This window comes from Sedimentibacter sp. (assembly GCF_038562225.1).
In the GTDB taxonomy this organism is placed as follows: domain Bacteria; phylum Bacillota; class Clostridia; order Tissierellales; family Sedimentibacteraceae; genus Sedimentibacter.
In genome coordinates, this window is sequence record NZ_JBCFAS010000003.1 from 487,339 (window position 1) to 500,328 (window position 12,990).

Below are 12,990 nucleotides of genomic sequence, written 5' to 3' on the forward strand. Positions count from 1 at the left end.
CAGGTAAAATCAATGCTCAAGGCTTGAGACCAGTTTACTAGATGCAGACAGAAGGTAGAAAATGATTTTTTTTCAAAAATTTTCTGCCTAATTGTGTATATTTATAATCGAATTAATGAATTAAATAATGAGACATGCAAAAATATGCTTTTTTGTATGTCTTTTTTGTTTTGAGCTTATTAATAATTAGACAATGTATGAGGTTGAATAGAAAAAGTAACATGTATTTATATTAATTACTTCTATAATAAAATTACATAAAAAGGTATAATATTGCGAAAAAAGCCAAGTCGAAAAAGCTTGCATTTTGTAAAATTTTCGATTATAATAACTTTTGTTAGCACAAAAGAATATTGTAAATAGTAAACCTGTCGAAAGACAGCGACACAAAGCTATAGGGCCTAAGGATTATCTATGGTTGCCAGCTGCCAATAGTAATATTATACATAATCATAACTATAATTATGACTTATTTAGTTTTATTATTGTCACTTGCAAACATATATTTTATATATGTTTTTTATTATGCCAACTTTTAGGGTAAGGGGAAAATCAGATGGAAATCAGTAATAATATCATTTTAAACTTAATGAATAAAAGTCTGGACGGACTATGGCTGCGACAGCAGGCCACCATGGAAAACATAGCTAATTATTCCACGCCTGGGTATAAGAGCAAATCTGTTGACTTTGAAAGCTTCCTTAAGTCAAATCTGGATAGTTTAAATCAAACAGCTTCAGAAGCAAACAGCAAGATTAAATCAAGCAGTATTATTATCGAAGAAAACGGTGATCAGTCCATGCGCCTTGACGGCAACAACGTTGACCTGGAAAAGGAAAATCTTCAGCTTGCAAAGACGCAGCTACAGTACATGTATACAGTCACTGAAATGAATTCTTATTTTTCAAAGCTTAAGTCAGTTATATCGGAAGGTAAAAAATAATCGGAGGTTGCTATGTCTTTTTTGGAATCATTAAATATCAGCGGATCAGGGCTTACCGCCCAAAGATTCAGAATGGATGTCATATCTGAGAATATTGCAAACATTGATACTACACGTACTGAAAACGGAGAGCCGTACAGAAGGAAGATGGTTGTTCTTTCCGAGGCTAACAGTTTCAAAGACATGATGGTAAAAAATTTAAGCGAATATAAGCCCGGCGGTGTAGAAGTTACTGACATAGTCGAAGATCAAAGCGAATACAAGCTTGTTTATGACCCTGAGCATCCCGACGCAGGACCGGACGGATACGTAAGGATGCCAAATGTGGATTCTCTCAAGGAAACAGCAGACATCATGGAAGCCTACAGGGCTTATCAGGCCAACATAACAGCTCTGAACACAACAAAACAGATGGCTGTTAAGGCTCTTGAAATCGGGAGGTAGAAATGTTTATAGAACCAATTCAGCCTGTTAAAGGCATCAATCAAATAAACGAATTAATAAAGACTGACGGCAAAGGCGAAAGTGGCAACGGCCTTTTCAAATCCATTTTCAACAATGCTCTTGAAGATTACATAAGTGCTGAAAAGCAAGTAGATGAAGACATATACAAGCTTTCTACGGGAGAAAGCGATGATGTGCATAACCTGATGATTAATGTCCAAAAGGCTGAATTGTCTCTGGACCTGGTGCTGCAGCTGAGAAATAAATTTATTGATGCTTACAAAGAAATAATGAATATGGGAGTGTAAACGGAACTCTCATACAGTAGGAGTTTTTAATGGCGGATCAAATCAAAAATATTGGCAAAAGTATAAAGGATTTTTGGATTAAATTGAGCGGCAAAAACAAAAAGCTCATAGTTATCGGTTCATCGGCTGTGGTCATTGCAGCTCTTGTAATAGCAATCATACTAAACAACAAGGATTATGTGGTTCTGTTCAACGACATAGACGATGAAGAAACTGCTGAAGTCATGCAGATACTTCAGGAAAGCAACGTTGACTACAAGTATGAAAAAAGTGGTAATATCCTTATACCTGAAGAGCAGGAAAGCACACTCAGGATGCAGCTTGCCCAGTCCGGTCATCCGCGTACGGGAGCAAACTACGACATATTTACTGAAAACATAGATTTCATGACAACCGACTATGAAAAAAGAAAATATGAACTTTTTCAGCTTCAGGAAAGGCTGCAGGCTTCAATTAAAACCATTGACGGAGTAAAGGAAGCCATTGTGACAATAAATATGCCTGAAAAGTCGAATTTCGCCTGGGAGACGGACAAGTCTGAATCTTCAGCTTCCGTAAAGGTGAATCTCGAAAACGGCAAGAAGCTGTCAACATCGCAAACAGACGGAATCATGCAGCTGGTGGTTAAAAGCGTCGAAGGACTGAAGGAAGAAAATGTGGCAATTGTCGACACGGACGGAAACAGTCTCATGACCAGCAGAGAAATGCAGCAGACAAACTCAATAAAGCTTAAGCTGGAAATAGAAAAGGAATTTGAAAAAGAAACAGAGAGAAACGTAACTGAATTTCTGGCTAAGATTTACGGTGAGGAAAACGTAAAGGTATCTGCAAAATGCACTATCAATTTTGATAAGAAAATCAGCGAAATGCTTCAATACCTGCCTGATGAGGAAACAAAGCAAGGGGTTGTGGGGAATTCCCAGAATGAAAGAGAAATAACCGGACCGGGTGAAACCGTAGGCGGAGTCGCAGGCACAGAATCCAATGCAGAGGTACCCACATACCCAGGAGTAGTTGTTCAGGGTGATAACATATACTTTAAGGACTCCAGTTCCATCAATTATCTGGTAAGCCAGCTTAAGGAACAGATTGAACACAATCCGGGTGAAATAGAGCAGCTTACAGTGGCAGCAGTAATAAACAGGGCTAGCATAAGAGACGAGGAGCTGGCTGAAGTGAAGGAACTCATAGCCTTTTCCGTGGGAATATCCACAGAAGACATAGCTCTTCACAACATGCTGTTCTTCGATCCGGATGCACCGGCTATTCCTGTAGTTTCAACAGATCCTGAGGTTGTCAGCGGCTTGACATTACAGCAGATGTTGATATTCGGCGGAATAGCATTGGCGGTTCTGGCAGTAATGATATTTATCATAAGCCTGATACTGAGAAAGCGCAAAAAGAAAAAGGAAGAATTAAACAAAAACTCCGCGAAAGCAGAGGCTTCAGCAACAGATTACTCATGGCATGATATTCAGGAAGGAATCAAGATTCAGGAAACCCAGGAACAGGCCATCAAGAAGCAGCTTAAGGAATTCACATCCAGCAATCCTGAAATTGCAGCACAGCTCATAAGAACCTGGCTGAAGGGAGACGAGGAATAATGGCAGAAACTAAATTATCCGGAAAACAAAAAGCATCGGCAATCATTATTTCTCTCGGAGCTGACGATGCATCAAAAATTTACAAATATCTGAAAGAAGATGAAATTGAACAGCTAACATACGAAATATCAAGGCTTCAGCATTTGAGTCCGCAAACAATGGAAGAAACCCTAAAGGATTTTTACGATCTGTGCCTGACACAAAAGGTAATAACAGAAGGCGGATTCGAATATGCAAGAAACGTTCTGGAGAAGGCATTCGGAGCACAGACTGCTTCCAGCCTCCTTGAGAGGGTCACAAAAACCTTAAGGACAAAATCATTTGAATTCATAAGAAAAGCTGATTATAAGAATCTTTTGACAATAATTCAGAACGAGCATCCTCAGACAATAGCACTGATATTGTCATATGCCAGGGCAGATCAGGCATCAGCAGTTATTGCCGAGCTGCCAAAGGAAAAAAGAATAGACGTGGTTGAAAGAATAGCTAAAATGGACCGTACATCTCCTGAAATCATCAGGTATGTGGAAGAAGAGCTTGAAAAGAAATTCAATTCCATCGTATCGGTGGATTTCACAGAAATCGGCGGAGTAAACTACGTTGCTGACGTAATGAACAACATGGACAGAGGCAACGAAAAATACATATTTGACGAGCTCAACAAGAAAGATGTCAAGCTTGCAGATGAGATCAGGAAGAGAATGTTTGTATTTGAAGATATCGTCACAATGGATTCCCTTGGAATTCAAAGATTCCTGCGCGAAGTTGACGGCAAGGATCTGGTGTTTGCAATCAAGGGCTCCAACAGGGAAGTTGCAGACATGCTGTTTGCCAACATGTCTACAAAGATGGGTGAGACGATCAAGTCAGAGCTTGAATATACTCACAACGTAAGGCTCAGGGACGTGGAAGAAGCTCAGCAGAGAATCGTTTCAGTAATCAGGCGCTTGGAGGAAGAAGGAGAGCTTTTCATATCTAAGGGCGGAAAGGATGATATTATTGTCTAGTATAGTTAAAGCCAAATATGTGGTATATGATGACAAATATGTCAAAAACGTCGGCAGAGTGGAATCTGAACCTCAGGTGATCAGCACTCCCAGAGAAGATTTGTATGAAATCTACAACCAACGGGAGATCATACTGAAGGAAGCCAACGAAGAAGCCATGAAAATCATCAGTGCAGCCAAAAGAAATGCTCAGACTGAAATAGCAGAGCTTAAAAAAAGAGGCTATGAAGAAGGATTCAATGCCGGCATGGAAATAGGAAAGAACAAAGGCTATGAAGAAGGATTCAAAGCAGGAAAAATTCAGATTGCAGATGAGATAAAACGGCAAAACCAGGCCATGGTCAACGAAATATCATACATGATTGAAGAAATCGAAAAGGATAAGGAAGAAATAATCACAAGGCATGAAGCAGGGCTTACAAGTCTTGCAATCAGCATTGCTGAAAAAATCATCAGGCAGAAAATAGATGCAAACGAAAATGTGATTTCAAAAATAATAGACAATACAATAAGTAACTACAGAAACATCGAATGGATTAAAATATTCATTTCCGGTGAAGAAGACGTTAAAAAGATAAAAGCAGACAAAGAACTCATAAGCAACCTTAGTAAGATTTCAAGCGATGTAAAGATAGAAATTTCCAAGGAGCTTGAAGAAGGAAGCGTCATAATCGAAACGCCCGAAGGCATTGTGGACGCAGGAATTACCACTCAGCTTAACAATCTTAAGGAAATGGTGCTCAGTAAAAATGGGATTTGAAGAAAAAGTTAGACATGTCCGTGAAATCCTGAACAGGGAAGATTTTTGCAGGCATATCGGCAAGGTTAAGAGAATTTCGGGTATGATGATTGAAGCTACCGGAAACAGGCACAAAATCGGCGAAGTATGTGAAATAATGAATGGCTCCATGGACAGGAAAATTCGCGCAGAAGTAGTCGGTTTCAATGACGGGAAGGTTTTGCTCATGCCATATGAGGACATCAAGGGAATCGGTCTTGGAAACATTGTGGTATCAACCAACAACAAGCTGAAAATTCCAGTGGGAGATTTTCTGAAGGGAAGAATTGTTGATGCAACAGGATATCCCATTGACGGAGGAGAAGATTTTAACAGCAAGGAATTCTGCTATGTGGACAATGAATACATAAATCCCCTTACCAGGCCAAGGATTGATGAAAACCTGAGCTTTGGCGTTAAAGCCATAGACGGGCTGCTGACCATAGGAAAAGGTCAGCGTATGGGAATATTCGCAGGAAGCGGTGTGGGGAAGAGCACACTATTGGGAATGGTTGCAAAAAACGTGAAAGCTGACATAAACGTCATTGCACTGGTTGGCGAAAGGGGAAGAGAGGTACGGGAATTCATTGAGAAAGATCTCGGGGAAGAAGGCTTAAAAAGGTCCGTTCTTGTAATAGCAACATCAGATCAACCGGCCATGCTGAGAGTAAAATGTGCTCTTGTTGCCACAACCATCGCCGAATACTTCAAGGATAAGGGACTGGATGTGCTTCTGATGATGGATTCGCTTACCAGGTTTGCCATGGCTCAAAGGGAAATAGGCCTTGCAACAGGCGAACCGCCTGTTGCAAGAGGTTACACACCTTCAATTTATGCAGAATTGCCTAAGCTTTTAGAAAGAAGCGGCAACTTCAGCACCGGATCCATAACAGGCATATACACAGTACTCGTTGAAGGAGACGATACCAATGAGCCCATATCAGACACGGTAAGGGGGATAGTGGACGGACACATTGTTCTGACCAGAAAACTCGCCAATTCAAACCACTATCCGGCTATAGACATAAACGCCAGCATTTCAAGGCTCATGAACGACATAGTATCAAGTGAGCAAAACGACAGTGCCAGGAAAATAAGGGATCTGCTTTCAGTTTACTATGCAAACTACGATCTCATATCCATAGGAGCATATAAAAAAGGAACCAATCCAAGGCTGGATGAGGCAATTTCAAAAATAGAGAAAATAAACAGCTTTCTGACTCAGGGAGTTTACGATAAATATTCTTATGATGATGTGCTTGAACTTATGCAGCAAATATAAAATGTGGGGGGAAAAATGAAAAAGTTCAGTTTTTCACTGGAAAAGGTGTTGGAAATAAAGAAACAAATTATTGAGAATCTGAAGGCAGAGCTCAGTAGCCTTAACAGTGAGCTTACAGCAACAGAATTGGAAATAAGGGGACTTAAAGCAAAATATTCCGAAGTTGAAACGGAATTCAACGAGAAATCGTCAGTGGTCATATCTGTTGGAGAAATGTCCTATTACAAAATGTACATGAGCGGCATATTGAAAAAAATTGAACTTAAAGAAGAAGAAAAAGCGAACCTGGTGAAAAAGATAGAAGATAAAAGACAGGAAATTATCAGCAAGAACATAGAAATATCAAGCTTTGAAAAGCTGAAAGAAAAGGAACTTGAGAAATACAACAGTGCTCTTTTGAAAAATGAAGAACTTTTCATCGAAGAGTTCGTTTCAAACAAAACAATTTCAGCTGGGTACTATGTATAGACATTTCATTTGAAAGGAGGTGAAATTAGTGAATGTCAATTTGACAAATATTATGCCGACAACAGGCACCAGGCTGGTTCAGGGTAAGGCGGCCACTGCAAAAACATCGAATGGCACATTCCAGGGAATGATGAATTCCATGCTGCATGGCGACAAAGAAATCATAACCGGTATTGATGAAATTGTCAGCGGGTTAAACATCGAGGGTTTGGGTGGCTTTTCGGACGCAACTGTTCTTTCTGCTTTAAACACGGATTTGGGCAGCTTAATCGGAAACGTTCTTGATAAAAAGGATGAAGCAATTACTTCTTTGTTAAACCAAGCAGATGATGAAGCATTTATTTCGGCAAGACCGAATAAGCTAAGCACAAAGGAAGAAACACAAGACGAGAAAATAAACAACAGCATGGTTTATCTTGCGGGAATAAGCGGCTACGGTTATCCGGTCAATTCAACAAGCCAGCTTAAGTCCGGCTATGAGAACTATCCGGCGGGAAACGTTGAAAAGAACATGAGTGTTCCCTTATTTCAGGCTAAGCAGGAAGGAAGCGCAGCGGGAGAGACAATCAAGGCAGAAGGCAGTGAAAAATTCGTTGGAGTCAGCGTCTGGAATAACCAGGTCACTGAAAACTCAAACAGTTACAGTACCTTTGCCAAAAAGCTCATATCTCAAATCGAAGGCAGCAGGAACAAATTGAAACAAGAGATTGACTACAATGCAGGAATTGCCAGGAGCAATCTTCCGGATTACAGCAGCAGGATAATCCAGGTAAGCGATGTGTCCTCAGAAATCAAGTCTTCCGTAATGTCTCAGATAGAGGATAGGATTGTGCTGATGGTCAACGAGGGTACAGACGGAACAAAAAATGTGACCATGGAGCTAAACCCTGAAAATCTGGGCAAGGTTGATATAAAGATGACTTATGAGAACAACAGCCTCACGGTGGAAGTAAAGGCTCACAATGAAGAAACACACAAACTTCTGCTTTCTAACTCCGAAGAACTGGCAAAAGTGCTGAACAAGGTTTCTGAAGGCAGCGTTAATGTGGTAGTCAAGAACCAGGAACCGCTTTATGAACAAAGTCAGCTTTACTACAGTCAGGACCGGGAGCGTCAGCAACAAAAAAATACTTACGTCTACAAGTCAAACGATAAGGATGACGAAGAAAACAACGATTTTGAACAAATCATGAGATTAAGTGCTATGCCATAAGCAGTGGAAAGGAGGAAACTATGGAAATAAATGCATACAGCTCAGGCTACGTTAGCAGCACAGGCTCAAGTGTAAAATTAAATACTGAAGATTCATCAGCGTTGAAAATGCAGGACTTCCTTAACTTACTGGTTGCTCAGATAACAAACCAGGATGCCATGAATCCCATGGAAAATACTGAATTTATTTCACAGATGGCTCAGTTTTCATCGCTTCAGGCAATGACCGACCTTTCGGAAATATCCATGCAGGGGCAGGCAACCTCTCTCATAGGGAAAAATGTTATAGTTGCAAGCTACAATAGCAAGGGACAGCTTGACGTTCAGGAAGGTGTGGTTCAAAGGGTGACTATCCACAGTGGAACAACCAAATTGTATGTTAACGATACGGAATATGATTATTCTAATGTAATGGAAATTATGGATGTTCCGGCTGATGAAACAAAGGAAGATGTCCTGTCACAAATTCTTGAAGGCATAAACGGCATAAACGGTAACCTGGAGGCAATTGCAGGCAGTCAAGAACAATAAGGTGGTGATAAGATGGCTGACATTGATTTTTTAAGGAAGATAAGCAACTTAAACGGCAACATTCATACAGGACCTTCTGTTCCGAGAAATGATAGTACAAATCCAAACTTTAAGGATATTTTCAAGGAAAAAATCAGAGATCAGGGCACTGAAAGTGAAGTAATTTTTTCAAGGCATGCAAGTGAAAGAATTAAGGAAAGAAACATTGATGTAAGCACAGATGTAACCAACAGACTCAATGAGGCTGTTGAACAGGCCAAGGACAAGGGACTCAAAAACGTCCTGGTCATGATTGACAATCAGGCTTTCATAGTGAGCACCATGAGCAACAAGGTTATAACAGCTGTTAACAGCAGTGAATTGAAAGAAAACATATTTACCAACATAGACGGAGCTGTGATAAAGTAGCCGGTCCTTTAAAGGAGGTTACGGTCCGGACGATTGAAGGACCAACAGCTAAAAGGAGAGATTATTATGATGAAAGCACTTTACTCTGGTGTTTCGGGACTGAGAAGCCACCAGACAAAAATGGATGTAATAGGTAACAACATAGCAAACGTGAATACATACGGATACAAGACACAGAGGGCAACATTCAGAGACATTTATTACCAGACAATAAGCAATCCCAGCCAGGCGTCAGACGGAATCGGGGGAACCAACTCATCTCAGGTGGGCTACGGAGCTAAGATAGGCTCTGTTGATACGATTCATACATTGTCCGGTTATTCTCCCACAAACAAGGAAACTGACGTCTACATAAACGGAGACGGATACCTCAAAGTGGTGGATGCCAGCGGCAATTACTTCTACACACGTTACGGTGCTTTGAACTTTGACTCAAGCGGTCAGCTGGTGGATTCAAATGGATCCATAGTAATGGGTTTGAACGGAGAAGAAATTGCAGCTGATAATGTTGATATAGACGAGGCTTCGCTTACTGCCATAAAAATTGACATTGATAAATTCAGCAACATAACCATTAACAGCGACGGAACAATCACAGGTGTTGGCTTGGATTCAACTGATGCAGCAACATACAATAAAGTGACAACATTGGGACTCATTGCCATTTCCACGGTACCGAATCAGGCAGCCTTGAAGCTTGAAGGAAGCTCATACTACTCCGCGGGAAACAACACAGGAACAATCACTTACCATGCTGCAGGCCTTGGCGGGTCAGGTGAAATAGTAACCGGCGGTCTTGAAATGTCCAACGTGGACCTGGCTAATGAATTTTCTGACATGATCATTACTCAGAGAGGTTACCAGGCAAATTCAAAAATAATAACAGTTGTTGATGAAATGCTTGAACAGCTTGTGAACATGAAGAGGTAGCAAACAATATAGAACAGATAAGCATTGGGAGCATGGACGGGCAAAACTGAACCGGCTCGTCCAGCCTCAAGGCTTAAAGATAAGGATTATAAATGTATTAATCATGAGCATAAAAATATTGTGATTATGATTAATACTTTTATAAAAATTAGGAGGGTTTATGGTAGAAGTAGTTGGCATCAATGGCGAAGTGTTTTTGCTCAATGCAAGCTTGATAGAAAAAATTGAATTTATACCTGAAACAAAAGTTACGCTGACAACAGGCAAGTATTATCTGATCAAGGATTCCAAAGAGGATATTGTGGACAAGATAATAAAATACAATCAAAAAATATTAAAAGGCATTACTGCTGAATAATCAAGAGGTGAAGTATGAACATATCATTTATATTAGGACTGTTGGCAGGCTTTGGCTTGGTTATATTCGGAATTATAAGCAGCAGTTCAAGCCTTTCCCAGGTAACACAAAGCTTTGTGGACTTTCCAAGCATGTATATTACTTTCGGAGGAGCTATTGCAGCCACTGTCATGTCTGTGCCTGTGAAATACCTGAAGGATGTTCCACAGAATATGAAGGTCCTGATGAAAAGGGAAAAAATAGATTTAAACCTATATATCGACACAATAGAAGAGCTGGCAAAGGAAGCTAGGCTCAAAGGACTTCTGGTTCTTGAAGAAAAGGTCAACAGCATGGATCTGCAGGACGAGTTTTTGAAATACTGCGTCATGCTCATAGTGGATGCCATAGAGCCCACAAAGGTAAGGGCTCAGATTGAAAACGAAATAGACTGCATTGAAGCAAGACATGCGTCAGCATGGAAGGTGTTTGATACACTGGCAGCTTTCGGTCCGGCGTTTGGTATGCTGGGAACATTGATAGGACTCATAAACATGCTGGCAAACATGGATACGTCACAAGGTGCGGATGCTCTCGGAAAGGGAATGTCAACAGCTCTTGTAACAACATTTTACGGCTCAATGCTGGCAAACATGGTTTGTGCCCCCATTTCAAACAGGCTCAAGGCCAAGCACGATGAAGAAATGATTGCAAAGGAAATGATCATGGAAGGTGTTCTATCCATCCAGTCAGGTGAGAATCCAAAATACATAAGAGAAAAACTGAATTCATACATAACATACAAGGAAAGAGGATCTGAAGCTGCAGAAGCAGACGGTGAGAAATCAAAGAAAAGTGCGAAGCGCGGAAAAAAGAAAAGCGAAGCTAACGCTTAATTTATGTGAGTAGGGGTTAAAATGGCTAGAAGAAGAAAATCAAGCGGAGGCGGCGGTGCAAGCTGGCTGGAGACATACAGCGATATGGTGACACTGCTGTTGACATTCTTTATATTGCTGTATGCGATGTCGACTATAGATGCTCAAAAATATGCCATCATAGTGCAGGCCTTTTCAAAGGGAAATCAGGTTGAGGAAACTCTTGAGGAAATGTCGGGAACCGGCATGATGGAGGGAGGTTCGATTCAGGTGGAGGATGCGGATGAGGAAGATATAGATCAGCTGTATGAGATGCTTAAAGATTACGTGGAAGAAAACAATCTTGGAGACAGCGTTGAATTAAGCAAGAGCGAAGAATATGTGTTCATCAGGTTCTCTGACAACATTACATTCAGGGGCTACAGCAACGACCTTAACCAAAGCGGAAAGGATATACTGGATGTGCTGGCGAACGGACTGAATCTGGTTGAAGATTATATAGAAGAGGTCATCATAGCAGGCCATACAGCAGAAGTCGAAAACGACAAGACGAATATAGACAGGACGCTTTCCACTGACAGGGCCAACGCAGTGCTTCAATACCTCGAGAGCAAAAATGTCATAAATCCTGCAAAGTACCTGGCCATAGGCTACGGTTTGTACAGCCCGATTGCAGACAACAGCACTCCCCAGGGAAGAGCAAAGAACAGAAGAGTTGAAATTTACATAAGCCGTAAGGGATATCCTATAAGCTATACAAAGATGATCAAAAACACCATAAACGGCAGCGAAGATACTTCTGGCGAAAGCACAGAGTATCGGAGCAATACTGTACAATAGCAAATATCATGGAACGAGGGCATATGAATGGCGGAAATACTATCACAGAGCCAGATAGACGAGCTGCTTAACAACCTGAGCAGCGGAGATGTTGATATAAAAGAAATAGAAACAAGCGAAAAGAAAATAAAGGAATATGACTTCAGGAGTCCCAAGAAAATCACCAAGGAAACCATAAAGCTGCTGAAGGGAGTTTACGAAAATTACTGCCGCATGGTCACATCAAGGCTTACCTCAATGCTGAGGCTGGTGTGCGATGTGACGGTGGAACAGGTTGAAGAAAGCATATACCACGAGTACAACAACGCACTTGACGATTATGTGCTCATGGGACTCATAAACGTTAACTATCCTGACGATACATCGGCAGACAGCCAAATTCTTATGGAATTTTCAAAGCCTCTGTCATTTGTGATAATAGACAGACTACTGGGAGGAAGCGGAAACGAATATGAAAACTTAAGGGATTACACCGACATTGAGCTTTCACTTTTAAGCAACGTTTTGAGGCAAATGGTTCCCATGATGGGAGTATCATGGGAAAGCACCATTGAAATAAGCACCGAGCTTGCGAAGATAGAAACCAATTCCAGGTTCATACAGTCAATAAACTACAATGATACAGTCGTAATTGTGGTGCTGAATGTTAAACTGAACGAATCAATAGGAAAGATAACATTGTGCATACCTTCGAACATTGTCAGTGAAATCATGAAAAAGGCAGATATATTCTCGAAAACAAACAAGAAAAAACTCGATCAGAGCATAGAAGAGCAGAAAGAAACCATAATGGATTCCATAAAATCTTCAAAGCTTACAATTACAGGGGTTCTGGGCAAGGCACAGGCAACTTTGCAGGATGTGGTGAACATGCAGGTTGGTGACCTGCTGATTCTGGACAAGCCGGTGAATTCATATGTTGATGTTAACGTGGATGGTGAAAAGTGGTTTGAAGGAACCTGGGGAACGAGAAAAAACAAAGGCGTAATTAAAATCAAGAATATTATACACTAGAGGAGACTT

At 40.8% G+C, this 12,990-nt stretch carries 16 protein-coding genes and 1 riboswitch; all 16 genes read left to right on the forward strand.

All coding sequences use genetic code 11. The annotated features are described in order from the left end of the window. The first annotated feature begins 351 nt into the window (after positions 1 to 351). Positions 352 to 433: riboswitch (cyclic di-GMP riboswitch) on the forward strand. 123 nt (positions 434 to 556) lie between these two features. The 16 genes from flgB to fliM all read left to right on the forward strand — a co-directional run bounded on the left by flgB (position 557) and on the right by fliM (position 12,981). After that, complete coding sequence (flgB, locus tag AAGU76_RS14105; RefSeq protein ID WP_342486148.1) at positions 557 to 943, forward strand: flagellar basal body rod protein FlgB; 387 nt, start codon at positions 557 to 559, stop codon at positions 941 to 943. Positions 944 to 955: 12 nt separating this feature from the next. Next, positions 956 to 1,387 carry a flagellar basal body rod protein FlgC gene (flgC, locus tag AAGU76_RS14110; RefSeq protein WP_342486149.1) on the forward strand — a complete coding sequence of 144 codons (432 nt, stop codon included), beginning with the start codon at positions 956 to 958 and terminating at the stop codon, positions 1,385 to 1,387. Positions 1,388 to 1,389: 2 nt separating this feature from the next. Then, entirely contained in the window at positions 1,390 to 1,695 is a 306-nt protein-coding gene (fliE, locus tag AAGU76_RS14115; protein WP_342486150.1) for a flagellar hook-basal body complex protein FliE, read from the forward strand. A gap of 29 nt (positions 1,696 to 1,724) precedes the next feature. Next, positions 1,725 to 3,299, forward strand: a complete 1,575-nt coding sequence (gene fliF, locus AAGU76_RS14120; RefSeq protein ID WP_342486151.1) for a flagellar basal-body MS-ring/collar protein FliF — start codon at positions 1,725 to 1,727, stop codon at positions 3,297 to 3,299. Next, complete coding sequence (fliG, locus tag AAGU76_RS14125; RefSeq protein ID WP_342486152.1) at positions 3,299 to 4,306, forward strand: flagellar motor switch protein FliG; 1,008 nt, start codon at positions 3,299 to 3,301, stop codon at positions 4,304 to 4,306. The genes fliF and fliG overlap by 1 nt, the downstream gene beginning before the upstream one ends. Next, on the forward strand, positions 4,299 to 5,066 hold the full coding sequence (locus AAGU76_RS14130) for a FliH/SctL family protein (protein ID WP_342486153.1): 768 nt from the start codon (positions 4,299 to 4,301) through the stop codon (positions 5,064 to 5,066). Before fliG ends, AAGU76_RS14130 begins: the two co-directional genes overlap by 8 nt. After that, complete coding sequence (gene fliI / locus AAGU76_RS14135) at positions 5,056 to 6,366, forward strand: flagellar protein export ATPase FliI (RefSeq protein ID WP_342486154.1); 1,311 nt, start codon at positions 5,056 to 5,058, stop codon at positions 6,364 to 6,366. Before AAGU76_RS14130 ends, fliI begins: the two co-directional genes overlap by 11 nt. A gap of 15 nt (positions 6,367 to 6,381) precedes the next feature. Further along, positions 6,382 to 6,834, forward strand: a complete 453-nt coding sequence (gene fliJ, locus AAGU76_RS14140; RefSeq protein ID WP_342486155.1) for a flagellar export protein FliJ — start codon at positions 6,382 to 6,384, stop codon at positions 6,832 to 6,834. A gap of 28 nt (positions 6,835 to 6,862) precedes the next feature. Next, a complete protein-coding gene (locus AAGU76_RS14145) occupies positions 6,863 to 8,047 on the forward strand; it encodes a flagellar hook-length control protein FliK (protein ID WP_342486156.1) in 1,185 nt (394 codons plus the stop codon). Between the two features lie 20 nt (positions 8,048 to 8,067). Continuing rightward, complete coding sequence (locus AAGU76_RS14150; protein ID WP_342486157.1) at positions 8,068 to 8,577, forward strand: flagellar hook capping FlgD N-terminal domain-containing protein; 510 nt, start codon at positions 8,068 to 8,070, stop codon at positions 8,575 to 8,577. A 12-nt stretch (positions 8,578 to 8,589) separates the two neighbouring features. Then, entirely contained in the window at positions 8,590 to 8,985 is a 396-nt protein-coding gene (locus tag AAGU76_RS14155) for a TIGR02530 family flagellar biosynthesis protein (RefSeq protein ID WP_342486158.1), read from the forward strand. Positions 8,986 to 9,051: 66 nt separating this feature from the next. Continuing rightward, positions 9,052 to 9,915, forward strand: coding sequence for a flagellar hook-basal body complex protein (locus AAGU76_RS14160; protein WP_342486159.1), 864 nt, complete (start codon positions 9,052 to 9,054; stop codon positions 9,913 to 9,915). 160 nt (positions 9,916 to 10,075) lie between these two features. Then, positions 10,076 to 10,273: a flagellar FlbD family protein gene (locus tag AAGU76_RS14165; protein ID WP_342486160.1), complete on the forward strand. Its 198-nt coding sequence runs from the start codon at positions 10,076 to 10,078 to the stop codon at positions 10,271 to 10,273. Positions 10,274 to 10,287: 14 nt separating this feature from the next. Beyond that, positions 10,288 to 11,148 carry a MotA/TolQ/ExbB proton channel family protein gene (locus AAGU76_RS14170; RefSeq protein ID WP_342486161.1) on the forward strand — a complete coding sequence of 287 codons (861 nt, stop codon included), beginning with the start codon at positions 10,288 to 10,290 and terminating at the stop codon, positions 11,146 to 11,148. Between the two features lie 21 nt (positions 11,149 to 11,169). Beyond that, positions 11,170 to 11,967 carry a flagellar motor protein MotB gene (locus tag AAGU76_RS14175; protein ID WP_342486162.1) on the forward strand — a complete coding sequence of 266 codons (798 nt, stop codon included), beginning with the start codon at positions 11,170 to 11,172 and terminating at the stop codon, positions 11,965 to 11,967. A 27-nt stretch (positions 11,968 to 11,994) separates the two neighbouring features. Further along, the gene (fliM, locus tag AAGU76_RS14180) at positions 11,995 to 12,981 is read left to right on the forward strand and encodes a flagellar motor switch protein FliM (protein WP_342486163.1); all 987 of its coding nucleotides are present in this window, start codon (positions 11,995 to 11,997) and stop codon (positions 12,979 to 12,981) included. Positions 12,982 to 12,990: the final 9 nt, after the last annotated feature.